26 protein-coding genes are annotated in these 23,602 nt (G+C 62.1%); 7 read left to right on the forward strand and 19 right to left on the reverse strand.

The features are described from left to right. The first annotated feature begins 59 nt into the window (after positions 1 to 59). Positions 60 to 470 (forward strand): methyltransferase domain-containing protein, encoded by a 411-nt coding sequence (locus ACO550_RS37690; RefSeq protein ID WP_315596055.1) that lies wholly within the window; start codon positions 60 to 62, stop codon positions 468 to 470. 47 nt (positions 471 to 517) lie between these two features. On the opposite strand, the gene ACO550_RS37695 is transcribed toward ACO550_RS37690, so the two are convergent. From ACO550_RS37695 to ACO550_RS37720, 6 genes are read right to left on the reverse strand one after another with little or no spacing between them, the layout of a single operon-like run. Continuing rightward, positions 518 to 1,306, reverse strand: coding sequence for an aldolase/citrate lyase family protein (locus tag ACO550_RS37695; RefSeq protein WP_315595985.1), 789 nt, complete (start codon positions 1,304 to 1,306; stop codon positions 518 to 520). An 18-nt stretch (positions 1,307 to 1,324) separates the two neighbouring features. Continuing rightward, positions 1,325 to 2,131 (reverse strand): 2-oxo-hept-4-ene-1,7-dioate hydratase, encoded by an 807-nt coding sequence (hpaH, locus tag ACO550_RS37700; protein ID WP_315595986.1) that lies wholly within the window; start codon positions 2,129 to 2,131, stop codon positions 1,325 to 1,327. After that, positions 2,128 to 3,012 carry a fumarylacetoacetate hydrolase family protein gene (locus ACO550_RS37705; protein WP_315595987.1) on the reverse strand — a complete coding sequence of 295 codons (885 nt, stop codon included), beginning with the start codon at positions 3,010 to 3,012 and terminating at the stop codon, positions 2,128 to 2,130. Before ACO550_RS37705 ends, hpaH begins: the two co-directional genes overlap by 4 nt. Then, on the reverse strand, positions 3,009 to 3,896 hold the full coding sequence (locus ACO550_RS37710) for an amidohydrolase family protein (RefSeq protein ID WP_315595988.1): 888 nt from the start codon (positions 3,894 to 3,896) through the stop codon (positions 3,009 to 3,011). The genes ACO550_RS37705 and ACO550_RS37710 overlap by 4 nt, the downstream gene beginning before the upstream one ends. Positions 3,897 to 3,933: 37 nt before the next feature. Then, complete coding sequence (locus ACO550_RS37715; protein WP_315595989.1) at positions 3,934 to 4,383, reverse strand: Rid family hydrolase; 450 nt, start codon at positions 4,381 to 4,383, stop codon at positions 3,934 to 3,936. Then, a complete protein-coding gene (locus ACO550_RS37720; RefSeq protein ID WP_315595990.1) occupies positions 4,341 to 5,327 on the reverse strand; it encodes a tripartite tricarboxylate transporter substrate-binding protein in 987 nt (328 codons plus the stop codon). Before ACO550_RS37720 ends, ACO550_RS37715 begins: the two co-directional genes overlap by 43 nt. A gap of 194 nt (positions 5,328 to 5,521) precedes the next feature. On the opposite strand from ACO550_RS37720, the gene ACO550_RS37725 reads away from it, so the two are divergent. Beyond that, on the forward strand, positions 5,522 to 6,151 hold the full coding sequence (locus tag ACO550_RS37725; RefSeq protein ID WP_315595991.1) for a flavin reductase: 630 nt from the start codon (positions 5,522 to 5,524) through the stop codon (positions 6,149 to 6,151). 41 nt (positions 6,152 to 6,192) lie between these two features. Then, positions 6,193 to 6,993 (forward strand): IclR family transcriptional regulator domain-containing protein, encoded by an 801-nt coding sequence (locus ACO550_RS37730; RefSeq protein WP_315595992.1) that lies wholly within the window; start codon positions 6,193 to 6,195, stop codon positions 6,991 to 6,993. 57 nt (positions 6,994 to 7,050) lie between these two features. Here ACO550_RS37730 and csgH read toward each other — a convergent pair whose 3' ends face one another. The 12 genes from csgH to ACO550_RS37790 form a co-directional block, all read right to left on the reverse strand. Next, positions 7,051 to 7,362: a curli-like amyloid fiber formation chaperone CsgH gene (csgH, locus tag ACO550_RS37735; RefSeq protein ID WP_315595993.1), complete on the reverse strand. Its 312-nt coding sequence runs from the start codon at positions 7,360 to 7,362 to the stop codon at positions 7,051 to 7,053. Positions 7,363 to 7,522: 160 nt separating this feature from the next. Next, positions 7,523 to 7,858 (reverse strand): hypothetical protein, encoded by a 336-nt coding sequence (locus ACO550_RS37740; RefSeq protein WP_315595994.1) that lies wholly within the window; start codon positions 7,856 to 7,858, stop codon positions 7,523 to 7,525. A gap of 150 nt (positions 7,859 to 8,008) precedes the next feature. Beyond that, on the reverse strand, positions 8,009 to 9,253 hold the full coding sequence (locus tag ACO550_RS37745) for an MFS transporter (RefSeq protein ID WP_485995149.1): 1,245 nt from the start codon (positions 9,251 to 9,253) through the stop codon (positions 8,009 to 8,011). Positions 9,254 to 9,357: 104 nt separating this feature from the next. After that, positions 9,358 to 9,885, reverse strand: coding sequence for a cell division protein CrgA (locus ACO550_RS37750; protein ID WP_485995147.1), 528 nt, complete (start codon positions 9,883 to 9,885; stop codon positions 9,358 to 9,360). Then, complete coding sequence (locus tag ACO550_RS37755) at positions 9,851 to 10,666, reverse strand: FAD:protein FMN transferase (protein ID WP_315595997.1); 816 nt, start codon at positions 10,664 to 10,666, stop codon at positions 9,851 to 9,853. Before ACO550_RS37755 ends, ACO550_RS37750 begins: the two co-directional genes overlap by 35 nt. A gap of 1 nt (position 10,667) precedes the next feature. Further along, entirely contained in the window at positions 10,668 to 11,231 is a 564-nt protein-coding gene (locus tag ACO550_RS37760; RefSeq protein ID WP_315595998.1) for an FMN-binding protein, read from the reverse strand. A gap of 25 nt (positions 11,232 to 11,256) precedes the next feature. Then, positions 11,257 to 12,669 carry a porin gene (locus tag ACO550_RS37765; protein ID WP_315595999.1) on the reverse strand — a complete coding sequence of 471 codons (1,413 nt, stop codon included), beginning with the start codon at positions 12,667 to 12,669 and terminating at the stop codon, positions 11,257 to 11,259. A 25-nt stretch (positions 12,670 to 12,694) separates the two neighbouring features. After that, the gene (locus ACO550_RS37770) at positions 12,695 to 14,041 is read right to left on the reverse strand and encodes a cytochrome-c peroxidase (RefSeq protein WP_315596000.1); all 1,347 of its coding nucleotides are present in this window, start codon (positions 14,039 to 14,041) and stop codon (positions 12,695 to 12,697) included. A gap of 370 nt (positions 14,042 to 14,411) precedes the next feature. Next, entirely contained in the window at positions 14,412 to 15,458 is a 1,047-nt protein-coding gene (locus ACO550_RS37775; protein ID WP_315596056.1) for an FUSC family protein, read from the reverse strand. 100 nt (positions 15,459 to 15,558) lie between these two features. Further along, positions 15,559 to 15,846: a GCG_CRPN prefix-to-repeats domain-containing protein gene (locus tag ACO550_RS37780; RefSeq protein ID WP_485995148.1), complete on the reverse strand. Its 288-nt coding sequence runs from the start codon at positions 15,844 to 15,846 to the stop codon at positions 15,559 to 15,561. Positions 15,847 to 15,873: 27 nt separating this feature from the next. After that, entirely contained in the window at positions 15,874 to 16,164 is a 291-nt protein-coding gene (locus ACO550_RS37785) for a hypothetical protein (protein WP_315596001.1), read from the reverse strand. Between the two features lie 85 nt (positions 16,165 to 16,249). Continuing rightward, the gene (locus ACO550_RS37790) at positions 16,250 to 16,540 is read right to left on the reverse strand and encodes a hypothetical protein (RefSeq protein ID WP_315596002.1); all 291 of its coding nucleotides are present in this window, start codon (positions 16,538 to 16,540) and stop codon (positions 16,250 to 16,252) included. Between the two features lie 213 nt (positions 16,541 to 16,753). On the opposite strand from ACO550_RS37790, the gene ACO550_RS37795 reads away from it, so the two are divergent. From ACO550_RS37795 to ACO550_RS37805, 3 genes are all read left to right on the forward strand, one after another. Beyond that, complete coding sequence (locus tag ACO550_RS37795; protein ID WP_315596003.1) at positions 16,754 to 18,103, forward strand: ATP-binding protein; 1,350 nt, start codon at positions 16,754 to 16,756, stop codon at positions 18,101 to 18,103. Beyond that, on the forward strand, positions 18,100 to 18,759 hold the full coding sequence (locus ACO550_RS37800) for a response regulator (RefSeq protein ID WP_315596004.1): 660 nt from the start codon (positions 18,100 to 18,102) through the stop codon (positions 18,757 to 18,759). Before ACO550_RS37795 ends, ACO550_RS37800 begins: the two co-directional genes overlap by 4 nt. Before the next feature lie 96 nt (positions 18,760 to 18,855). Continuing rightward, on the forward strand, positions 18,856 to 19,404 hold the full coding sequence (locus tag ACO550_RS37805) for a hypothetical protein (RefSeq protein WP_315596005.1): 549 nt from the start codon (positions 18,856 to 18,858) through the stop codon (positions 19,402 to 19,404). 196 nt (positions 19,405 to 19,600) lie between these two features. Here the strand turns inward: ACO550_RS37805 and ACO550_RS37810 are convergent, their stop codons facing one another. Beyond that, a complete protein-coding gene (locus ACO550_RS37810) occupies positions 19,601 to 22,477 on the reverse strand; it encodes an autotransporter outer membrane beta-barrel domain-containing protein (RefSeq protein WP_315596006.1) in 2,877 nt (958 codons plus the stop codon). Positions 22,478 to 22,756: 279 nt separating this feature from the next. Between ACO550_RS37810 and ACO550_RS37815 the strand changes: the two genes are divergently transcribed. Beyond that, on the forward strand, positions 22,757 to 23,527 hold the full coding sequence (locus ACO550_RS37815; protein WP_315596007.1) for a UTRA domain-containing protein: 771 nt from the start codon (positions 22,757 to 22,759) through the stop codon (positions 23,525 to 23,527). Positions 23,528 to 23,602: the final 75 nt, after the last annotated feature.

A 23,602-nucleotide genomic window follows, 5' to 3' on the forward strand; every position in this document is an offset into this window, starting at 1 on the left:
CCGCGCTATCCTTCCTCGCCCTGAAGGACGAGGTTTGACGCGCATTTCCGATCAACGATATCTCGCAAACCGCGCTCGACGTGTGCCGTGACCGGCTAGGGTCACGCGCGAGTCACGTTGCCTGGCTTGCCGGTGATGTGCTCAAGATCGACCTGCCCACAAGCCGCTTCGACGTATGGCATGACCGCGCCGTGTTCCATTTCCTGACCAAGCCAAGGCAACGCGCCCGCTATGTCGAACAGGTTCTACACGCGCTGCGCCCTGCCGGTTGGGCAATCGTGGGAACGTTCGGCGCCAATGGCCCGGACCACTGTAGCGGCCTGCCGGTCCAACGCTATGGCGCGGATGAACTGCACGATCAGTTCGGCCCGGCGTTTGAGCTCATCGACCACAAGACCGAAACCCACCTGACCCCATGGGGCAGCGCGCAAGAGTTCGTCTATTGCCTGTGTCGAAAACGAGCCTTGTGACCGGGAGCAACGCCATCGGGGTCGGCATCGGCTACGACTTCGACTCCTCAAACCACTGCGCCGGCCTTGAACTTCGCGCTGACGGCTTCCGCGCCACGGGCGAGCATCACCATATCGACTGCCACAGCAACAAACAGGGCGCCCATGGCAAGGCATTCCTTCGCCCGTGCCTCGTCGACCATCAGTATTCCCGGCGCCTTCCCACAGGCCACGATACGCTTGATTGCCCTATCGATTTCCGCCCGGACTACCGGATGGGCTGGTTGCCCAGGGTACCCCAGACTGGCTGCCAGGTCCGCGGGGCCAATAAACACGCCATCGACACCCTCGACACCGGCAATGGATTCCAGGTTCTCAAGCGCCTCGGCGGTCTCGACCTGGACCAGCAGGCAAATCTCGTCCTGGCATTTGTCCATGTAGTCACGCGTGCGTCCGAAGCGGGTTGCTCGCACCGTCGCACCGCCCACACCTCGGATCCCAAGCGGCGGATACCGAACCGCCTGCACCGCCGCGACGGCTTCCTCCCGAGTCTGGACGTACGGAACAAGCAGTGTCTCGGCACCGATATCGAGAAAGCGCTTGATCAGGACGTGGTCATTCCAGGCGGGGCGCACCACCGCCGACGTACTGCGGTCCGGGTCTGCGGCGATAGCCTGCAGCTGCTGCAAGACCATGGGAACTTCGTTGGGTGCATGCTCGGCATCGACCATGATCCAGTCGAAGCCCGCACCCGCAAGGATTTCTACGGTGTAGTGGCTGGCCAAGGCCGACCAGATCCCGATCTGAGGACGGCCCTCTCGCAGTGCCTGCTTGAATCGATTCACAGCAATAGTCATCGCGCCGCGTCCCAAACGTCAATGGAAGTGGCACGACACGGTGCCAAAGTCGCCGTAGTCGGCAATGATGGTGTCTCCCCTGGACACCTCCAACGGTCGAATGAACGAGCCGGCGAGAATGACCTGCCCAGGAAGCAACGAAACGCCGTAGCGATGTAGGCGATTCGCGAGCCACGCCACGCCGTATGCGGGATGGTTGAGCACACCGGCGGCCAGACCCGTTTCCTCCACCTCGCCGTTCTTGCTAACGATCGCTCCAATCCGGCGCAGGTCGGCATCCTGCAGGTTCGGGCGGAACGGACGGCCACCCAGTACGAGCGCGGCATTGGCGGCATTGTCGGAAATCGTATCCAGAACGGTTCGCGAACGCCTGGTTTCCGGATCTACACGCTGGATTCGCGCATCAAGAATCTCGAGTGCCGGCGTAATGTACGCAGTGGCATCAAGCACGTCGAACAGCGTGCAATCGGGGCCGGACAGTGGCTTGTCGAGGATAAACGCGAGTTCCGCCTCGATCCGGAGTTGCATGAACCGGTCTGCGGGAATTGTCGCGCCATCCCGGTAAAACATGTCGTCGAGCAGCACGCCGAAGTCGGGCTCGCTGATGTTCACCGCACGCTGCATCGCCTTTGAAGTAAGACCGATCTTGTGGCCCTTGATCGTTCTGCCCTTCTCCTGCTTGAGCGCCATCCACGCGTTCTGTATCGCATAGGCATCCTCGATCTTCATATCCGGATAGTCGAGCGAGAACTGGCGGCAAGGTACGCGCGTCTCCTCGGCCTGTTCAAGCCGGAGAGCGGCTTCCTTGAGTTGTTCCGGCGTCATGGCAATACCTCTTCGGCACGAACCACATTCGACAGCACCCCTACCCCCTCGACCTCGACTTCGACGACGTCACCGGGGACAAGGAAGCGCGGCGGGTCAAAGCGCACCCCTGCACCGATAGGCGTGCCGGTCGCGATGATGTCACCAGGATTGAGGGTTGCAAATCTGGACAGATAGGCGATCAGCGCGGCAAATGGGAACATCAGATTCGACGTGCTGTCTTTTTGGCGGACTTCTCCGTTCACTCGCGTAGTCAGCCCGATGTTGTCGAATCCCGCGAACTCGTCAGACGTGACAATCCATGGGCCAATGGCCCCCGACGCATCGAAGTTCTTGCCTTGCGTCACGTTGAACTTGCCATGATGCAGCCAGTCGCGAATCGTGCCTTCATTGATGCAGGTTAGCCCGGCAATGTGGGCACAGGCACTAGCCTCGGCAATCCGTCGTCCGGACTTACCGATAACGATGCCAATCTCCCCCTCGTAATCGAGCTGACTCGATTCCGGGGGCAGCAACAACGGCTCCCCGTGTCCCGCCAAGGAAGCGGGCGTACGCATGAACACGCTCGGGTACTTCGGCAGGTCGCTGTTGTCCTTGTATTCCGCGTTCCGATGCGCGTAGTTCACGCCAATGCAGAAGATCTTCTCCGGGCCCAGGACGGGCGGAAGCAGTTGGACCGATGCGAGCGGACAGTCCGCCTGTGCGCTTGCCAAAGCGCCCCTGGCGCGCGCAAGTTGCGACTCTCCACCCGCAAGAAGCGACTTGAGCGAGTCAATATCAGGCAGGCGCCGACCCAGGTCGACGATGCCGGCCGCCGGGCCATGGCCCACGACGGCGCCCCACGAGATGCCGTTGCCGGTGCGGAATGTGCTGAGCTTCATGCGTCAAATCCAAAGAAGTGGGTGGGATTGTCCACAAGGATCTTGCGGAGTACCGAGGCATCCGGTGCGAATCGATACAGAAGTTCGAGCAACTCGCCTTCATTGGGCGGCTGCTTGACAGATACCGGGTGAGGCCAATCGCTACCCCACACGCACCGGTCTGGCGCGGCTGCTATCAGCCGCTGGGCGAGCGGTACTACATCGTCCCAAGGCGCTCCCGTTCTGGAAATCTTCTCGCTCAGCGAGAGCATGACCCAGTAGTTGCCGCGCTCCAGACGCTCGAGGATTGCCGCAAGGTTTGGATCGTCGTCACCCTTCGTCGGATCGGCCCGCCCCATGTGGTCCAGCAAAATGGGAACCTCAAGGTCGTCGTACACGGCCAGCTGCGTGGCGATGCCGTCGGGTTCGGGCTGCAGCTTGACGTACCAACCTAGCTCCTTGATACGCGAGAACGCCTTGTCCTGCTCGGCTGCGCTCAAGCTGATTCCCAGCCCTGCGCGCGTAAAACGGGCTCCGCGCACGCCTGCGTCATGAAGCTTCGCGAGATAGGCATCGTCGCACTCCGTCAGCACGGCGGCGTTGGCACATCCGAGGTAATTGCGCGGTCCATGTGCCGGGTTGAGGTTTGCCAGCGCATCAAGTACGACCGAATGGTCAGCCCCGTACGTGGTCGCCTGAACAATCACGCCGCGGGTGATGCCAAGTGTGCGGTGCAGTTTCTGGGCAACTTTCCACGTCGCGCTCGGCATTTCATATGCCGCGCCAGGGCGGACGGGAAACTGTTCTCGTGGGCCAAATACGTGAAACTGGCTGTCGCAGCTTCCTGCAGGCGGCAGCGGCTTCGGCGCACGCGGATTGGGGTCGAACGGGAGGTAGTCAGGCATGTCGGTAGTGCGAATTATCTAGTCGGTCCGGGCGACTTCAGGCGATATAGGCCGTGAAGTCGCATTCGATCAGCTTCCCCATGTCGAGGTCGGCCTGCATGGTGTGGCGTGCCGGACGTGACTGCGCGTCGGGGAACATCTCCAGCCACGGCTTGTTGAGTGCGGGGCGCTGGGTTCGGTCTTTCATCCACACCGTCAACTTCACGATGTCGTCGATCGACCCACCGGCCGCTTCGACGATGCGCCTGACGTTGGCCAACATGTAATGACACTGGGCTTCGATGGTGTCCGCGGGCTTTCCGGTGGAAGGATCGTTACCCTGGATACTGCCGCTCATCAGTAGCGGCCCAATGCGGCAACCCGCCGGGATCGGGTTCTTGTGACTGAACCCTTCCACATATACGCTGACGCGACGCGCCGCGGCACCAGCGACAGGAGCCTCGCTTATTCCGCGGTGATGTTGGCTTGCTTGATCAGCGGTGTCCATCGCTTGTCCTCATTGCTCAAGAATTGCTTGAATTGATCCGGGGTACTACCGCGCGCTTCCGCGCCGAGCGCTTCGAATTTGGCCTGGACATCCTTGTCCGCAAGAATCTGCCGTAGCGCATCGGAGAGCTTCTGGACAACTTCGGGTGGCGTTCCCGCAGGCGCCAGCAGGCCAGTGAATGTCTCGACGGTCAGGTCGGGGAAGCCGGATTCCTGCAGCGTCGGCACGTTTGGCAGTTGGGGAAGACGTTTTGCAGATCCGACGGCAAGCGCTCTCGTCTTGCCCTGCTGAATGAATGGCAGCGCGACGGAAAGCTGGTCGAAATTGAATTGAACCTGGCCGCCCAACAGGTCGGTGGTAGCGGGCGCGTTGCCCTTGTAGTGCACCGTAATCCAGTGAGCGCCGGTCTTGTGCTGAAGATATTCGCTTGCCAGATGGTTCTGTGTCCCCGCGCCAGGCGACGCCATCGTCAGGTTGCTACCCGGTTTGCTGGCAGCGGCAATCAGTTCACCCACGGTCTTGAACGGCACCGCGCTATTGACCTGCAGGACCACCGGTGTGAACGAGACGGAACTGATGGGGACGAAGTCCTTTTTCCAGTCGTAGCTGTTCTTCTTGTAGATCATCGGCGAGAACAGGATGGGACCGTTTGCCCCCAGGAACAGCGTGTAGCCGTCTGGCTTGGCTTTCGCCACGGACTCGGCTGCAATCATTCCGCCAGCGCCCGGCTTGTTGTCGATCAGGAATGGCTGCTTGAACATCTCCTGCAACTTGGCGCCAATGATGCGGCCGGCCGAGTCCACGTTGCCGCCCGGCGGGTATGGCACCACAACCCGCACCGGCTTGTCAGGCCATGCCTGGGCCAGGATTGGTGATGCCAGGGAGGCGAGGATTGCCGCGGCGGCAAACTTCGCCGCACCGCGCGCAAGTCGTGTTTTTGTCATGGTGTCTCCGTTATGTCATCTGTGGCCGGGGTGTCTTGGCCCGTGACAGCACCACTCTACAAACCGGAGCGGATCTGCTGCAATGCAATAAGCCACAGATAGTCCATGATATGGACTATGCTCTGATTCCCCACGCACGGTGACCGGGCGTATCTGGGCAGAATGACCCCATCCCATCCATTGCAGGAGACAACATGCAGGTCACCGCCGAATCGCTTTCCCCCGAAGCCACCTATCGACTGATGAGCGGCGTGGTCGTGCCGCGACCCATCGCGTGGATTACGACGGAGTCCGACGACGGCGTAGTCAATCTGGCGCCGTTTTCATGTTTCACCTTCGTCTCGAACAAGCCGCCGCTCATCGGCGTAAACGTCGGACGCAAGGCCGGCAACCGTAAGGACACCGGCGCCAATATCCACGCGCGTGGCGAGTTTGTGATCAACATTGGCGATGCCACGCAACTGGAGGCGATACACCTCAGCAGCATCGAGCACCCTCCCGAGGTGAGCGAAGTCGAAGTTCTTGGCTTGACAACCGCGCCCTCCCACTTCATCCGCACACCACGGCTGGCCGACGTGCCCGTCAGCATGGAGTGTCGGCTGGAACGCGTCATCGAGTTCGGGGACACGGGCGCGGAGTTTATCGTCGGCGAAGTCCTGGTCTTTCACATGCGCGAGGGCTTGTACCGCGACGGGAAAGTCGACACGACCGAACTCAATCCTGTGTGTCGCATTGGCGGGCCTAACTATGCAAGTCTTGGAGAGATCATCACGCTCCGTGGTGTCAGGCAAACGGCCAAATCCGTCGTGACAAAGGATGATTAGCGTGAAGAAAGCAGTCGGGCCCAACTCCTGCGGAGTACACCGTGGATGATTCGGCGGAGACGAGCAAACCCGCAGACGGCGCGCAGAGCATTCGGCGCGCGCTCTCAATCCTGCGCATTGTTGCCGCGGAGCAAGAGCGCGGTGCACGCCTGGTCGACGTGGTGCGGAGCACAGGCCTGAGCCAACCCACCGTCCATCGCATCTTGCGTGTGCTGATCGAGGAAGGTGCGGTCGAGCAGAATCCGCAATCGCGCCGCTACGTGATTGGTACCGAAGTGTCACTACTGGGTCTTGCCCGCGTCGCGCGCTTCCCGCTGCGGGCAGCCGCCGAGCCGTACCTGCAATATCTGAGCGAAACCTTGGGCGACACCATCTTCCTGACCATCGCCAATGGTGATGACTCGGTATGTATCGGACGTTGGCCCGGGAGCTACCCGGTGAAGGTGCTGTCGATCGATGTCGGGGCACGACGTCCGTTGGGCGTTGGCGTCAGCGGTCTGGTCTTGCTGGCATCACGGCCCGACGACGAGATTCGGGCGATCGTCCGCCGTAACGCCAAGCGGTTGGCGGCATTGAAAGTCGATCCCGAGGAACTGGTCAACCGTGCCCATAAAGTTCGCGAGCAAGGCTATGGCTATACCGCGAAGGGTGTAGTCCAGGGCTCGAGGGCGGTAGCTGTCCCAATATTCGATGGCGCTGGCGCGGTGGTGGCTGGCATGGCGCTGGCAACCATTACCGAGCGCCTGCCCGCCGCCAGGCTTGCATCGGTGGTTGGCGAGATGCAAAAACAGGCAGAGGTACTCCGCCAGCGCATCGTGGAGATGAAGTTGTCGAAAACCTGATGAAGCCGCTTGCCGAAGCCAACCCGAAGTTGGCTTCGAAGTGGTCCTCAAAGCGTGCTACTTCGCGCTGCAATCCAGCGTGTAGTGGCCAATTTCCTTGCCGTTCTCACGCAAGGTCAGTGCGAGCTTGCACGTGCCCCCGGGCTGGGCTGTCACGCTGACAGTCGACAGGCGCGTCGGGCTGTTCGCGTTGACGTGCAGATTGCCGCCCTGCGCGACAGACGAACTGCCTGACTGGCCGGTGTTCACGAGCCTGAGCTCGTACTGCAACTCCAGCTCCCTGGCCGCCGAAACATAAGGCGCCACGATGGTCTGGCCGTTGCTGGCATGGACATCCATCCATACCTGGAGATTCGTATCCGCTTGCATGGAGGCGGGCTCCTGCTGGCACCATTGAACGCGCCAGAAAAAGGGAGAGGCAAGTCTGGCTCACCAGCTTGCTCCCTCCGCAACTCAACGCGACACGCGCGGCGTTTGCGATGGCTCAGCGCCATCGCAAACTGACCCCTACTCACCCGGTCGCCGCGAGTTACTGCGTCTTGGTCTTGTCTACGGATACAGCCTTGGCAGCGCTGGGCTGCGCGGCGTTGGCATCAGCCTTTGGCGCGGTGCTTGCCGTGGCCTTCGGCGTGCCCGCTGCGGGCTTGGTCGCAGCGGCATGGCTCGACTTGCTTGCCTTGTGATGGGTCGCCTTGGCAGCCGACTTATGCTGCGTGGCATGAACATCGGCCTTGCCCTTGGTGGTCGTCACCTGGTCTGTGGTCGCCTTGCCTTGCGGCGGCGTCGCGGAAGCTGGCACACCAGTCTGCGCGAAAACGGTACCGACGAGCGCGGCGGAAGCGAGAGCAGCGAACAGCTTCTTCATGGCATGAACTCCTGGGAGGTTTTTGGGCAGCGGCAATGTGCCGTGCTTACCGGAAGAAACGGCGCCGCCGCTGCTGGAGTTGACCGGCAAGTCGTGACAATCCGTAAGTCTTGCAACAGCCCTGCCCGGCCACGCGGCCCCCCCCAGCGCTCACACAACTGCCTCTTCGGTTCGCGCATCGGAGATCGCCTGCGCCAGTTCCTCGGTAACGCGGATCTCTGCCCCGAGAGGTGTCATCTGGGCCGTGGCGGCAAACGGTGCCGCCGGCATCGGAGACGGATTTCGATTGCGTCGCCACAGGAAGAAGGACGCCAACCCGGCGTGCAGGACGAGAAATGCCCAGAACAACCCGTTCGCGCCCATTCGATTCATCAGCGGCGAAATGATCAAAGGGCTGATCGCTGAGCCGACCGAATTGATCAGCAACATGCCCTGGATCACGCGCACCAGTTCGTGGGGCTCTGCGCGGTCTGCCGAGTGGCTGACCGCCACCGGATAGATGGCAAAGATGCCGCCCCCAATCAGGAACATCAGCACCATCAACAAAGGCGGGTAGCTCGGAAGAATAAGCACCGCCAGCGATACCGCCGCACAACCCACGCTCAGTGCAAGCAGTACCGTTTGCCGGTCTCTTCTGTCCGACCAGCGCCCCACCGGATACTGCAACGCCATGGCGCCGCAGATGGCACTGGCCATCAACTGGCCGACCTGGGCAACACTCATGCCCTCGCGCTGCAAGTAGATGGGTAGCAGCGTATAGACCGCCGCGATGCCCAGCCCGGAACCGAAGCTGCCAACCGCGCCTGCGGGCGTCAGGCGGACCAGGTCCTGCGGCATCAGCGGCTCGGCATGCCCCACCTCGGGCGCGGTCTTCGGCAGGATTGCCATCGGCAACACGGCCATCGCCCCCAGGACACCGGCAGCCATGAATGGCACGCTGTCACCCGCCGAGCCAATGGCCCCCAGACTCATCTGCGCGAGCATGATCGACCCATAGAGGGCAATCATGTAGATCGCCAGCAAGCGCCCTCGCGATTTTGTGTCTCCCGCAAGCAGCAGCCAGCTTTCCACGACCAGGTAGATGCCCACCATGGCCCAGCCATTCACCAGGCGAAGGATCAGCCAGACCCAGGGATCGGAAACCAGCCCCTGAAGCAGATAGGTAATCGATGCCAGCGACGCGAAGCTGCTATAGGAGCGAATGTGACCGATCCGGGAGATCAGGCGGTCGCTGGTAATCGCCCCCACGGTCAGCCCAACGAAATAGGCCGACGAAATGGCCCCGATCATCGCCGCGGAAACGCCGGCGGCGTCAAGGCGCAGAGAAGTCAGGGACGACATGAAGCCCGAACCCAGACTGACAACGAATAATCCCAAAAGTGGCCCAAGTGCCACCGCCCACGTGTTGCGCGACAAAACTTCCTCTCAGTGCAATATCAAATGCACCGCGGAGGATACCTGAGCGGGACGGTCCCCTTGGTTTTCACCTGAATCGGAGGCTAGTGTCGCGAGTGTTCCGCGACTTGACCCAGCCGCTTTCCCAGCGCTCTGTGAAGCCAGAAGAGTATGCAGGCAAGACCACCTGCCAGCCAGTGCAGCCACTCTGTGATAGTGCGCAATACCTCGCCATTGAAGTAATAGAGTCCATAGCCGCTGACAGACAACAGGCCGACCACGATGGCAAAGCAGGTGCCAGCGTAACGGTTGACCTTGAGCTTCCACGCGAGCCGAATGTGGCCGGCCCAAATCGTCCCGATCAGGTAAGTCACCAGCCACGCCGCTGCGCCATGGATCTTCATGTTCCAGGCCTGGAGGGGCATCATTTCGTCTGCGTCGTTGGCAAGGAAATGGACGGCGAGCCACGCAAAGCCTGTCGCCACAAGCAATATGAAAGTCGCGTAGATCACGCGTCTGCGCACGCGAGGGATGCGAGGCGTGCGTCGTCTGGTATGCGTTGCTGGATGGTGGTCTGGCATGGCCGGAAGGCGCGTTCTATCCGAAAAGTATCTCGCTGTCGCGCCGCGCATCCCGATACAGCAAAGTCCGTGCGCTGTAGCGCGCAAGCAAAGGGTGGAGAGGCAAGCCGCTTGCCAGCACTACCTTGGTGAGCGCATCCGCAACCATGCAGGTCGGCGCCACGATGCTGGCGCCCGCCTGCAATGCCAGCGCATTGTGCTTGCCGACAATACGCGGCAAGGCGGTGGCGGCCGGCGCCAGACCCGCGACACTGGAACTGGCCAAGGCTTCATTAAAGATCTCGCAGCGTACCATCATGCGCGTCGGCCATGCTGGATCACGCACCGAAATCGCCGTCGCGGCTGAGCCAAGGTGGCGCAGGTCGCCTCCGGCATTGACCAGGGCATGGTCGACGTCAAACTGGCTTATCGCCTCGATTGCACAATCCACTGCATAGCCTTTCGCAATGCCGCCCAGGTCGAACGCACCGTTGCCTTCCTTGTACACGGCATCGTCGCGGAGCTCCCAGCGAAGCCAGCCTTGCCAATCGGGGTGCCTGGTGCAGTCGAACAGGCCATCGCTGTCGCGCTGCAGAATTGATGCCAGTGTCAGTACAGTATGCGTCTGAGAATGGATGCGAACTGTTGAGCCTGACGGTGCGGCGTTGAGCCGGCCGATGTCACTATCGGGATCATGCCGGTTCATCAGCCGGTGTACGGTCGCCATGGCCGCAAAGGCGGCTTCCATGGCGCGATGCGCATCCGTGCCGAGCACGTCGACGTCAACCAGTGTTCCCAGCAGTGGCCGCGCACGCCTGCACCGCATCTGTCGCTCGATGTGGTTGGCGATCACGCTAGGATCCCTTGGCAAGCGCAATCTGCGCCATCGTCGCGATACGCCGGATGCCATCGGTCAGGTGAGTACATGACAACGTGGCCCCGCTGATATTGTTGATGTCGTCACCAATGCGCAATGGCGCAGAGGCGGACTTTGCGGTGAACTGCGCGCGCCAAGGCTTGCCGCGCACCTCGTAGCCATGGCTTTCGCGGTAGTTCAGGATTTCGACCCCGCCGATTTCTCCGGTGGGACTCAATGCTACGGCGTAGTCGATCAGCTCGAACTTGCCGATGACTGAATCCGTGACGACATAGCCCAGCAGCGTCGATCCCTGCCGCGCCTGCCAGATGCGCCAGGACCCCGGCCTGGCCGGACCGCCAGCACGATCGGCCAACTGTCGCAATTGATCGGGCGAGAGCGCAACTACCATCGGCGTGAATTCGGTAGCGCCGGCGAACAGGGACTTCTGGCCCTCTTCCACGCTTAGGTACTGCACGGCGTAAGCGCTGGTCACGACGACACCGCATCCCGCGATTGCCGCGCCGCACACCAGTACTGTGTTTGGAAACCTGTATCGCACGATTACGATCTCCCGCGGGCCGTCTCTAGAAGTAAACGCCGAGACCCAGGTCGAACCGGTTGAAGTTCTTGTTGGTACGGAACCACTGGTAGTCCATTTTGAACACCACGTTCGGGTTCAGGTAGAAGTTCATACCGACAGTCCAGACAGTGTCGTAAGGCTTTGCGAACGTTGCCCCGGTTGAAGTGACAGGCTGGCTTGGTGTCGCGGAGAAACCTGGGGCAATGCCTTCATACTTCGCGCCCATGTTGTAGCGCTCGAAGCGTGCAAACGGCACGGCGCGATACTTGTCATGCTGCCAGACATTGTAGGCAGCTTGCAGGTACCACCCGTAGAACGACGCGGGCATGGGGTTGGCGGTCCCCGGGAACTGCGCGTTGACCTGGGCGGTATTGCTGATGCTGCCCTGGGCATACAGTGCCGCCAGGTCCCACTTGCCCGGTGTCCAGCGCGCGTGCGTTTCCCAAAGCGTGGCGCGCTGGTTGCTGGCGCCGGCAGCCGGGACGGTATTTCCGGTGAATACCGAGCCGCCGAGCAGTAGGCCCGGCACACCTCGATAGCTGAGCGAGATATATTGCGAGGCGTTCTTCGCGTTGGCCAGTTGCAGTTCCTGGTGCGTGGCCTGGAACGGCGCTACGCCATTGGTCTGCAACTCCAGGGCCGAGTTGTAAAGTGGCGTCTCCGGCGTGAAGTTCCACTTGGACAGGTCCAGGCCAGTGGTCAAGCCGATATTCCAGTCCAGCCCGAAATCCGTATTGCCATGCAGGGCGAACCCACCCTCGCGCCATGTGCTGGGGATGATCAACGTCTCGACGAAGTTGCGATAGACGCCATAGTAGGCCGTAGGTTCGTGATGCTCGTTGATCAGGCCCACCGGCATCAGGAACAGGCCAGCCGTCACACCGACCTTGGGTGTGAACATATGGTCTATATAAAATTGCTCGACCTCGAATTCACCAGAGTCGGACGACGAGGTGATGGCATGCTCCACCTCGAACTCCGACGCAAAGCGCGTCTTCTCGTCGAAGCGGTAGCCAAAGCCAAACACTGCGCGTCCGAGGTCTGCTCGGGTATCGTTTGTGTTGCGGCTTGGCCGCGAATACCCGATCTCGCCATAACCGAAGATACTGAGGTTTTCCAGTGGCGATGGCTTGGCTGCTGCCTGCTGGATCGTTTCCTGTGACGCCTGGATCTGCGCGACCTGGGCGGTCTGATCGGCTTGTTGTTTGGCCTGGACTTGTTGTTGCGACGCCATCGCCGCGTTCTGGTCCTTCACGGCCTTCAGTTCTGCCTTGAGCGCTTCCAGCTGGCTCGCCATGTCATCGATCCGACGTTCCAACTGCTGAACGACTCCGGTGTTGGCCCCAGCCGGTGGCGCTGCAATCGCAGGTGTACCTGCCGCGGCGAGCACTGCCGCAGCGATCATCTTCTTCTTCATCTCCCTCCCCCTTGACAGTTAGCTCTTATTTGCTCGGCGCGGTGTAAGACGCAGCGCGCGCACGCGTGGCAGCAACGCTTGCCGCAGTAGACTGGCATTGCGCCGGGACCTCGTAAGCGGACGGATTGGCAGGGTCGAAGCCGTCAGTCAGCGTGCAAAGGAAACGGACCAGGTCGGCCATCTCGCTATCCGTGAGATTGGGCGCCAGCGAAGGGATATAGGGGACCTCGGATACGTTGACATTGCCGGTCATGCTGGCCGGCAAGTCATTGAACGGCGTGTCCGGCGTGCCGTCAGCCTTGACGTACCACCGCGCAGGGTCCGTATCGCGCGTGATGTACCAGGCCACAGCCTCCTCGATCGTATCGAATACCCCGTTGTGAAAATACGGGGCGGTCAACGCAAGGTTGCGCAGGCTGGGCACTTTGAATGCGCCACACAGGCTCGTCCTGCTGGCGAGATCGGCACGCAGCGGGCCGCATAACCCAAGGTCGTAGTAGTCGTGATTCGGCTCGCCCAGCGACAGGCCGTTCTTCGGTGCGTAGGACAGCGTGTTGCCGTCCACGTTGGCCGGAATCTTCCAGTTGCGTGGAATTCCTACATTGTCGTAGGTGAAATCAGTGAACAACGCTGGCGTGGTGGCCGTGGGTGTCGAAACATGGCACGCCGTGCAGTTCCCTTTTGCGGGATTATTGAACAGTGCGAGCCCGTTGAGCTCCTGCGGTGTCAGCGTGGTTTTGCTGCTCAGGTACGCGTCGTATTTGCTGGAGAAAGGGTGGAAAGAAGCGTCTTCCTTTTGATACTGGGCGAGCGCCTGTCCGATGTAGTGCAATGCACTGGTGGAATCGGACGTGGCCGCGTCGCCGAAGACGGCTTTGAAGTCGGCGAGATAGGGGCGCGTCAGCAACCGCGCCAGCACTTCGTCGGCGGAAGCATTGGCCATCTCGAATGACGTGACGAAGGGCTGCTCCGCCTGGTCGGCGAGCGACGCCGCGCGCCCGTCGCGAAACAAGCCGCCAAAGGGTGTGCCGTCCGACTGAAACCCGAATGCCGGTGTGAACTGGGAGTAATTCAGTGACGGGGCATTGCGCAGCCCGGACAGATCCATATCGGGTCCACCCAACGGTACCGATAACCCGTCATTCGCTGCATGTGCCCGACTTTCCACATGGCACGTTGCACAGGACTGCTTGCCCGATACCGATAACGCCGTGTCGGAGAAGATCTTTTCCCCAAGCTGCGCCATCGGAGAAAGCGCTGAATCGGGCGCTGGCGAAGTAGAGCTGGTGCCGCCACCACTGTCGCCCCCGCCACCGCAGGCTCCGAGGAATGCCGACACCAAAATAGCCCCCCACAGAACTGTGCGATGCATGCTCGACACTCCCCTTGGCCCGGCTCATTCTTATTGGCACTGAAGGCGTGAATCACAACGATTCGCGTTTCTGGAGCGAGTATAGATTTTGGAATTGGCAGGAATCAACCAATTGATGTGGTGCGGATCGAAAAACCTCCTTTCGTCGCACATGCGCGACTAAATCCGCAGGCTGCGCTTAATGTATTAATGTCCAGTTGGCAGTCCCATTGTTTTTAGATATTTACAATGACTCAACCGGAATTATGGCGATCATTTTTGAGATCAAGCCATTGCACCAGACTCCAATTAAGGCTTGTTATTTGCGCCTTATTATTATCAATCCGACATTTTTCATTAATCTTAAGTGCTCGCACGACGATCGCCCGGGTCACGGTCTGAGCGGCCGTAGCGGAAACAGCCACGTGGCGGCCGCGCATCCCAGCGCGCCCCCAAGCACGGTTTCCCACGCCCGTGCCGCCAACACGGGCACCGCGTGTTCGCCTCCCACGGCGAGTGTGACGATCAGGGTGAAGGCAAACGCTGCGCAGGCGATGTCGTAGCGTTCGGGCAATGCCATCGCATACACGATCATTGCCAGCGACGCGGCCAGCCAGACCAGCAGCGGATCATGCGCAGCCAGCGGCAGGAACGCGAGCCCCAGCGGCACGCCAAACAACGTGCCGATGATCCTGCGGCGCACACGGTCCAGGGTGCCCGCCGCAGTGCCCGCCACCACGTAGACGCACGCGGTAATGGCCCATGCCGATTCGGTCAAACCGAACAGGTTGTTCAGCAGGATCACGGCCAGGGCCCCACTGGCAGCCTGCAAACCCATCACACATTCCGCGGAACACGTCTTCAGGCCGCGTGGCCGTGAAGCGATTCGTGGGGGCGGCACAGCCATCGGCAGCTCGGACGGGCCGCTCAGCAGCCGGGGCAAGATGCAGGCAACCGCGGCAACCAGACCCGCGACGCCGATCGCTGCTAACGCTTCGGGCCCCAGGCCCGCGCCATAGGCTAGCAACTGGCCGATATAAAGCTGCGAACCAACGCCTGTGCCCAGGATCCCGTATTTGCGGCAATAACCTGTCAGGAAGGCGCCGCTGATCAGAATCCACTCGGGCCCGGCCCGGCCGGTGCCGGCCAGAACGGGGACGAAGAGGGCAAACGAGGCGGCACCCAGCGCGGCGGCCAGGCATAGCGCGGCGAGGTCGCGGCTCGATGCAGCGCGGCCCGCACGGGCTTCGGACACGCTAGCCCAGAGCGCAAAGCCGCCCGCCAACGTCGCCACGGACTTCCCACCCGTCACTGCTTGCGCCACCGCGGGCAGCGTGCCCAGCGCGGCGGCGATGCCATAGGCAGTGACCAGGCGCAGCCCCTTGATGCGCCGATGCACGCCGGGGTCGACCCGTTCCAGCCACGCCATCAGCCGCATGAACGTCTGGCAAGCTACCGTCACGGCGGACCGTGCGTGTTGTCTCAGCAGGCGTTCGATTTGCATAGCCATTCCCTCGACCACGTGATGCCGCCTACGTTCAGTACTTCCAGCCACCGCCAGGCAGACGGCCATGATATGGGGTATCACGGCAATGGCCCCATGGGCCGCGCCAATAGCCGATCGGACACCCGTTGGGTCGCACGGTAACAACTGGCAGTGTCACCATCGGTGGCGCCGGGCGATAGATTACGGTCGGTCCGGCAACGTGGCAATGTCCCCAGGGTCCCCGCCATCCATCCGGGCCACAACCTTGGGCCGCGTAGGACGAGGACGCCGATACCAGCAGGACCCCGGCCACTGTCAGTACACGTGTCAGTGTTCTCATGATCGTTCTCCCAGATGCGTAGCGGTCTCAGTAGGCGTGGCTGCTCGCGGTTGCGGCGGCGGCCTCCATTTCGGCCTGGGCCTGGCGCAGCAGGTTGATGGCGCGGCCAGCATGCCCGCCCAGGGCATAGTGGTTGGCATGCTGGGCATCCTGCATGCGTTCGATGGCCTGCTGCGCGTGGAAGCTTGCGGCCTCGATATTCGGGTGCTGGTCGGTGTAGTAGCCGACGTCTGCCACGGCACAGCCAGAAACGAGTGACAGGGCCAGCGCGCTGGCAGCAAAAACTCCCATGCGTGCCTTCAGGTTCAGTAACTTCATGATGACCTCCAGTTATTTACGAACTGCGAATTACGGCTTGCGTAGAAAAAGGGCAGTGGGGTAACTGCCCGGCGACTGGGCCGGCTCAGTGGTGCCAGTAGCCAAAACCGACATGCCATGGGTGATATGGGCGGCCATACCAGCCGGGACCGGCGATGTAGCCCACCGGCGTAGCGGGTACGTACGCCGGGGCGGCATACGCGGGGAGTGGTGGGTAGTAGACCGGCTGCGGATAGGCAACGACCGGCGCGACAGGTACGGCCATGGCCGGTGCCGGCAGGCCGATATCGACCCCAACGAAGGTGTGCGCGCTGGCGCCTCCTACCAGGCCGCAGCTCAGGGCAGCGGCAACCACGGCGTGCTTGGTGAAGTTCATGACGGGCTCCTCATTGCTGGGTTCCTGGTCGGGTCAGCGTCACTGCCGGCTCGGATGAACCCATTGTGGCGGCCGAGAATGAGCCGAAAATGAGATGTCGAATCAGGCTCCTTGCCGTCAATTTCCGGCACAACGAGTGCGCCGGGATTGGCAGATAGCGTCCGTCGCAGCACACTTGGAACCATTGCCTGCCGAGGCCCATGGGTGACATTCATGAGCGTGCTTATCAAGCCGTTGGCTGTCCGGTCGCTGCACCGCCGCCTCACGTTGTCGCTGGGCGGACTGGCGCTCCTTGTGGGACTTCTCGGCGCGTTCGGTGCCTGGGTGGTCGTGCACCAGTTGGCAGGCCAGTTCAATCAGGACCTGAAGATGGCGGCGGAATCGATGCACGCTGCACCGGCGCGCATGCCGGTGCCGGCCGAGGCATCGCACCCCCTGCCCCGCGTGGTAATACAGACCTGGCGGCCTGTCGATGGCACGCTGCCTGGCCATACGAGCGACTCGACCGTTCTGCTGCCCCGCGCACCGCAGGGCTTCTCGTCGATCCATGGCGCCAATGGCAACCTCTGGGATGTCTTCGCCTTGCAGGCTGGCGACGCCTACGTACAGATCGCCGAACAACGCGCAGTGCGGGCCGACAACGCCTGGCGCGTTGCGCTGTGGACTGCCGTGCCAGTGCTGTTGCTGTTGCCCGTACTGGTCTGGATGGTGCGGGCCAGCGTGCGGATGTCGCTGCGCCCGTTGGGCGTGATGGGGGAACGCGTCGCACTGGCCGACCTGAACCACCTGGAGCCCGTGGATATCAGCAGCGCGCCTGAGGAGCTGCACCCGTTCCTGGCATCGATCAACCGGATGATGGGGCGTCTGTCCACGCTGATCCAGGCCGAGCGCACCTTTATCGCCGACGCCGCGCATGAGCTTCGCTCACCGATCACCGCGCTTCAACTGCAGGCAGACAATCTGCGCCATGCGCCGCCCGCCGAGTTCAATGACCGACTGAATGACCTGCAGCGCGGCATCCGGCGCACGGCCACGCTGGTGTCTCAACTGCTGGGCCTCGCGCGCGCAGAAATCGGCGTCAACTTGCCTCCTGCGACTGTGTCACTACCGCAACTGGTTACCGATGTCGTGACCGACATGCTGCCGTTGGCAATCGACCGTGGTGTCGACCTTGGCGTAGAACTGCTCGACGATGTTAGCGTCGATGCGCACGAAACCGACCTGCGCATGCTGGTCAAGAACCTGATCGACAATGCCATTCGCTATGGCGGCCGTGGCTGCCGCATAGACGTCAGTGTGCGGCGCGGCGACGATCATGTTGAGATAGAGGTGGCTGACGACGGCCCCGGCATTCCGGAATCCGAACGGTCGCGCGTGTTCGACCGCTTCTATCGTGGCACGGCCACCGACGAGGAAGGCAGCGGACTGGGGTTGGCCATCGTGCAAACCGTGGCAGCCAATCTCGGGGGCGAGGTGCGGCTGGCAAGCCGCAACGATGGCAATCATGGTTTGGTCGTATATATTCGCCTGCGGCTCGGTACGTCAACACGGAGGCCAGCATGAGAATCCTGTTGGTTGAAGATGATATGCAGATCGGCCAGAGTCTGACGCGCGCGCTCAAGGACGCGCAGTGCAGTGTCGACTGGGTGCGTACTGGCGACCTCGCCAGGTCGGCCATTGCCGATGGTTCGTACACCGTGATGCTGCTGGACCTGGGCCTGCCCGATGCCGAGGGGTTGGACATTCTCAGATGGCTGCGCCAGCGCCACGACGAAACGCCATTGCTGATCATCACGGCGCGTGACGACGTCGATACCCACGTCGCCGGCCTGGACCTTGGCGCCGATGATTATGTGATCAAGCCGTTCGAAGCCCGCGAGCTACTGGCACGCATTCGCGCCGTCGTGCGCCGCAAGTCCGGTTCGGCATCGCCCATGCTGTCGCACGGACAGGTCATGCTGGACATGACCCTGCGGCAACTCACGTTCAATGGGCATGGCGATGTGCTAAGCGCACGCGAGTATGCGCTGATGCTGGCGCTGCTGGAACGTCCCGGCGCCATCCTGTCTCGCGCACAGCTCGAGGAACGGCTTTACGGCTGGGGCGAGGAAGTCGAAAGCAACGCCGTGGATGCGGTCATCTACGGCATCCGCAAGAAATTCGGCAGTACCGTGGTGCGCAATGTACGCGGCTTGGGCTGGACCGTTCCAGGCACGTAGCGCCGGATACGACACTTGCAACCACCCTCTCATTTTCAGCTCATTCTCCGTCGCTACGATCCATGCATACCTACTCGGATCTAACGGAGACATGACATGAACCTGCTACTCGGCTTCCTTCCCTTCCTCGCCTTCGCGGTTGCCTCACACCTTGCCAATACCTCGATTGGCCTTGCAGCCGGGGCGGTGGCCGCCGTTTGCCTGCTGGTGCGCGATGCCATGACCGGGCGGCGCGTGAAGTTGCTGGAAATTGGTGCGGCGATCCTGTTTGGTGGGCTCGCGCTTTACGCCCTGCGCGCGCAACCCGACTGGTCGATAGCGCATGTGCGCCTGCTGGTCGATGGCGGCTTGCTGGCCATCGTGCTGGCCTCGATGTCCGTCGGCATGCCATTCACGGCGCAGTATGCTGCCGAGCGCGTGGCCCCTGAAGTTGTCACGCATCCGGCATTCCTGCGCAAGAACCAGGTGATCACCGCAAGCTGGGCCGCCGCATTTGGCGCCATGATGCTGGCCGACGTAGTCATGGCAACCAATGCGAAAGCTGGCGTGGCCATGACCGTAGCGGCCCTGTGGGGCGCGGCGAAGTTCACGCGGTGGTATGCGCAGGCCAGGCCGGTTGGCGTGCCGGCCCAGGCGGACCGCTGATCGAGCGGCCAGAGCCCCGCGTCAGTACCTGATCGAAGGAGCCCTGAAGCGTTCTTCGACATTTCCTCACGGATAGAAGCCACGTCGCTGGCGACGTGGCTTGACGATCTACAGTAGCGCCGATTTCCCGGCACGGCAGCGCTACCGTTTTACATTGCAAACGGGCTAATCGCCCATTGCTTCGGTTCCGGCAGGCTTACCACTTCACACGCAAGCCGAGCTTGGCGCCAATCGCATTGCTGTCGCCAAAGTTCTCCACGCTGGTGCGCGCCAGCAGTTCGCCATAGACGGTGTAGCGACCATCGTCCCAGTTCAGCGACGCACCCACGCCAAGGCCGGCCCACAGCGCCTGCTCCTTGCTGACCACGCTGATATCCGCAACACGTGCCGAGGTACCGTGCAGGAAGTCGTAGTACAGGTTGGTGATGCCGTACACATGCGAGCGGCGGGTCTTGCCGTTGCCGGCCGTCCACTTGGTCTCGTGATCCAGCGACACACCGAGGCGCGAGATCAGGCTGTTGCCGTTGTCACGCGACACATTGGCGCCGTACTGGTCCGTGAACGCGTCGAAGCGCACCTGCGACCAGGCGAGTTGGGCCTGCGGCGTGATCGACCAGTTGTCGCCCAGCGGAAGCTGGTGGCCAGCTTCCACACTGGTGGCCACGCCGCTGCCACGATTGCCGCTGGCCAGCTTGGCCGACAGCGTCGACGAGCGGATATCGGTGTCGTACCAGGTCACCGTGGCGCGCGCATCGACGTACGAGCCATTGTTGCCGTACCACGTTGCCGTTCCGCCAAAGCCGTAGCCGGTGGCATCGACCGAACCGTTGCCGAACATCGACGACACGTTGGAGTTGGCAATGCCGTAGTGGAAGGTCGGGCCTACCACCAGCGTGCCGGCCTGGTTGTCGACGACCGGCGCATCCACGCCGCCCTCGAACTTCCACATGCGGACGTTGTAGCTGGCGCTGGTCGTGCTGGTGGCCGGATCGATATGGGTGTTCGAGCCTTCCACACGCGCCCAGGCACCGCGGCCGATGATCGGCTTGCCCGCTTCCTGCTCGGCCTGCACCGAGGCATTCGGTGACCACGAGCGGTTGCCCACGCGCTGCTGCAACGTGCCCAGTTCGTTGAAGCGTTGCAGCACGCTCGAATAGGCTTCATACAACGGCACGGTCGGTGCCAGCAGCGGACCGGAGGCGGCGGCCGCTGCCGTGCCGACCGAAGCCGGGTCGAGCAGCGTCGAACGCAGATACCAGTCGCCATCGGTCGGCGTCGACACGCCGTTCTTGTACAGCCGATACGCGTACGCGCCACCGACCACGGCCTGCTGGCCCTGGAACGTGTAGTCGCCCGCCAGTGTGAAGGCGCCATTCGACACGCCCTGCACGTCGATGACCTTGATGCCTTCCGATGTCAGTGCCCCGGTGCCGCCGACATTGACCACCCGGATCTGGCTGGTGCCCGAGGTGTCGCCCGCCACCACCAGACGCCCGGTGGCCGACGTATCGGCGCCAAACACGGTGTTTACGCGCACCATGCCGCCATTGCCAATGTAGTTGCCGGCAATGGTCAGCACGCCCGAGCCGCCGCCCGGCGTGACCGTACCGGTGTTGGTGACATCGCCGAAGATCGTGCCTGAGCCCGACAGCGTACCGGCCGCGTTCACCGTCACAGGGCTCGTGATCGAGCCGTCGATCGCCAGCGTGCCGAGGTTGACCGTGGTGGGGCCCGTGTAGGTCTGGGCCGCGGTCAGTACGGTTGTGCCGGTGCCGTTCTGCGCTACGCCGCCGGCGCCGGAAACAATGTTGCCGTAGGTGTAGGTGTCCGAACGGTTGAACGCCAGCGTGGCGCCGCTGTTGACCACGACATTGCTGGCAAGGCTGCCGCTGGTGCCGCCGTTGCCGATCTGCAGCGTGCCCTGGTCGACCGTCCACGGCGTGGTGACCGTGCCGGTGCCGATCAGCGCCCAGGTGCTGGCGCCAGTCTTGGTGAAGCTGTCGAAATAGCGGTACTGGGCGGCATCGCCGATGGTGGAGACATCAAACACGGCGTTGGTCGCGCCGCCCAGGCGCAAGGCATCATTGGTGCCGAGTGCGCTGGCCACGACGTTGCCCACGATATTGGAACCGGCTTGCAGTTCGAGCGTGGCGCGGGCAGTGGCCGCGGTACCGAACACAATTGCGTCGGCGGCGCCGACGCCTGCCCGCACCGTGCCGGCATTGACCATCGTGATCGTGGCGGTGGTCCCGGTGGATATCGCAGCGGCGCCTCGGCCGCCCTCCATTACCCCGGTGTTTTCGATGGAAAACGTGGCGGAGCCTGCGGAAGTTCGTACGGCGACCCCGCCTCCCGACCCGCCACTCAGATCATCACCACCTCGAATCGTGCCCTGATTGACGAGAGTGATTGCAGAGAGCGCACTGCCGAGCGTAACGCCCGCGCCAGCCACACCACCAACGCCGTCGCCACCAGCGATCGTTCCCGATGCGGAGTTGATCAGCGTGGCACCGGACAGGATCGAAACGCCCACCCCGCCAGTCCCCGCCGTGGCGCCGCCACCTTTGATGGAGCCGTTGTTGACGACAGTGATGGAGCCTGCCCCTACAAAACCCGTGGCGCCCGTACCGCCGCTGTCTGTATCGGTTCCGCCTGTGACCGAGCCGTTAACGATCGCCTGCCCCCCGCTCTGGGCGAGACCGCTCCCCGCCGCGGCACCGGTCACGCCGGCATATGTGCCATTGTATGTCCGGCTAATTCCCGTGAATCCGCCGGCCGAAGAAGCTCTGGTCAGCGTAAAACCTTGCGTATCAACGATGACCGGCTTGGCAGGCGATGGCAGTGAAGTGGTGCCAGCAATCGTGAAGCTTGAGGTCAGACGGATCGTCGCACTGGCATCGCCGTCCGTTCCTGCGGCAGTCAGGGCGGTGCGCAACTCCGCCTCGTTGCTGACCAGGTATTCGGCAGCGGAGGCGCCTACTGGAAACAGCAACGCGATGGCCAGCGTGATGGAAGACGCTTGCGGAGCGCGAGCGCCAGCCCGCCGCATTCCACGACAAAAATTGGACTTCATTGAACTACCCCGTTCTTTGTGTTGTTTTAGATACAAGTAATGCGGGGCGAATGTTAGATCACACGATGATGTTATGTAAGCACTACAGACAACCGACGTGGTGACGAGGCTACGCCAGCCGTTGTCGGCCGATATCCCCGTTGCCAACAGGGATACGACCGTATTAGAGCGGACGCTCTAAGAGTTTCCACGCTGGCCGTGTCGACACCGGCCATCCGCCAAGGCTTGCGGGCATCCACCGCTATAATCTGCGCCTGATTCCAACGCCCCCAACGCCCGATGGCCTCACGCACGCCGCCCGCATTGCCTCTTTACCTGCAGATTCGGGACACTTTGCGCGCGGCCATTCTGAATGGCGAGATACTTCCGCATAGCCAGATTGCATCCGAAAGCGAACTGCAGGCCCGCTTTGGCGTGAGCCGTATCACGATTCGCCAGGCGTTGAGTCATCTCGAGAATGAAGGCCTGATTTTCAAGAAGCACGGCAAGGGGTCGTTCGTCTCGCAACCCAAGGCCTTCCAGAATGTCTCGGCGCTGGAAGGTTTTGCCGAGGCGATGTCGCGGATGGGGCACGAGATCTCGAACAAGGTCGTCCTGTTCCAGTTTGTCGCTGCACCCGCCAACGTTGCCAAACGGCTTGGCGTCGAACCAGGCACGACGGTCACCGAGATTCATCGGGTGCGGCTGCTCGACCGGCAGCCCGTGTCGTACGAGGTCACGTTCGTTCCCGAGGCAATCGGGCAACAACTCCAGCGCGCAGACCTGGTCACGCGCGACATCTTCCTGATCATCGAGAATGACTGTGCGGTGCCGCTGGGCGCGGCGGATCTGGCCATCGATGCAGTGCTGGCCGACGCCGCCATGGCCAAGGCACTGGGCACGTCGAAAGGCGCCCCGCTGCTGCGCATCGAACGGATAACCCACGACGCGGCGGGCCAGCCGGTCGACTTTGAATTCCTGTATTTCCGCAGCGACACGTTCCAGTACCGGCTTCGCATCGACCGGCAGCGCGGCAGCAGGAAGTCCCCCGCAACAAACGTCATAAGCTAATCCGAAACCATTCATTGGCCGCCCCGCCGCCCGCTCCTACAATCGGTCCTCACTTGTTATAACAAGTTGCCGGAA

Source organism: Cupriavidus sp., from assembly GCF_057315035.1.

Excerpts from the sequence above, each read along its gene's own strand:
- ACO550_RS37695 (WP_315595985.1), bottom strand. The coding sequence starts at position 1,306 with ATGACTATTGCTGTGAATCGATTCAAGCAGGCACTGCGAGAGGGCCGT.
- hpaH (WP_315595986.1), bottom strand. The coding sequence starts at position 2,131 with ATGACGCCGGAACAACTCAAGGAAGCCGCTCTCCGGCTTGAACAGGCC.
- ACO550_RS37705 (WP_315595987.1), bottom strand. The coding sequence starts at position 3,012 with ATGAAGCTCAGCACATTCCGCACCGGCAACGGCATCTCGTGGGGCGCC.
- ACO550_RS37710 (WP_315595988.1), bottom strand. The coding sequence starts at position 3,896 with ATGCCTGACTACCTCCCGTTCGACCCCAATCCGCGTGCGCCGAAGCCG.
- ACO550_RS37715 (WP_315595989.1), bottom strand. The coding sequence starts at position 4,383 with ATGGACACCGCTGATCAAGCAAGCCAACATCACCGCGGAATAAGCGAG.
- ACO550_RS37720 (WP_315595990.1), bottom strand. The coding sequence starts at position 5,327 with ATGACAAAAACACGACTTGCGCGCGGTGCGGCGAAGTTTGCCGCCGCG.
- ACO550_RS37725 (WP_315595991.1), top strand. The coding sequence starts at position 5,522 with ATGCAGGTCACCGCCGAATCGCTTTCCCCCGAAGCCACCTATCGACTG.
- csgH (WP_315595993.1), bottom strand. The coding sequence starts at position 7,362 with ATGCAAGCGGATACGAATCTCCAGGTATGGATGGATGTCCATGCCAGC.
- ACO550_RS37740 (WP_315595994.1), bottom strand. The coding sequence starts at position 7,858 with ATGAAGAAGCTGTTCGCTGCTCTCGCTTCCGCCGCGCTCGTCGGTACC.
- ACO550_RS37750 (WP_485995147.1), bottom strand. The coding sequence starts at position 9,885 with ATGCGCGGCGCGACAGCGAGATACTTTTCGGATAGAACGCGCCTTCCG.
- ACO550_RS37765 (WP_315595999.1), bottom strand. The coding sequence starts at position 12,669 with ATGAAGAAGAAGATGATCGCTGCGGCAGTGCTCGCCGCGGCAGGTACA.
- ACO550_RS37770 (WP_315596000.1), bottom strand. The coding sequence starts at position 14,041 with ATGCATCGCACAGTTCTGTGGGGGGCTATTTTGGTGTCGGCATTCCTC.
- ACO550_RS37775 (WP_315596056.1), bottom strand. The coding sequence starts at position 15,458 with ATGCGGCTGATGGCGTGGCTGGAACGGGTCGACCCCGGCGTGCATCGG.
- ACO550_RS37780 (WP_485995148.1), bottom strand. The coding sequence starts at position 15,846 with ATGAGAACACTGACACGTGTACTGACAGTGGCCGGGGTCCTGCTGGTA.
- ACO550_RS37785 (WP_315596001.1), bottom strand. The coding sequence starts at position 16,164 with ATGAAGTTACTGAACCTGAAGGCACGCATGGGAGTTTTTGCTGCCAGC.
- ACO550_RS37790 (WP_315596002.1), bottom strand. The coding sequence starts at position 16,540 with ATGAACTTCACCAAGCACGCCGTGGTTGCCGCTGCCCTGAGCTGCGGC.
- ACO550_RS37795 (WP_315596003.1), top strand. The coding sequence starts at position 16,754 with ATGAGCGTGCTTATCAAGCCGTTGGCTGTCCGGTCGCTGCACCGCCGC.
- ACO550_RS37800 (WP_315596004.1), top strand. The coding sequence starts at position 18,100 with ATGAGAATCCTGTTGGTTGAAGATGATATGCAGATCGGCCAGAGTCTG.
- ACO550_RS37805 (WP_315596005.1), top strand. The coding sequence starts at position 18,856 with ATGAACCTGCTACTCGGCTTCCTTCCCTTCCTCGCCTTCGCGGTTGCC.
- ACO550_RS37810 (WP_315596006.1), bottom strand. The coding sequence starts at position 22,477 with ATGAAGTCCAATTTTTGTCGTGGAATGCGGCGGGCTGGCGCTCGCGCT.
- ACO550_RS37815 (WP_315596007.1), top strand. The coding sequence starts at position 22,757 with ATGGCCTCACGCACGCCGCCCGCATTGCCTCTTTACCTGCAGATTCGG.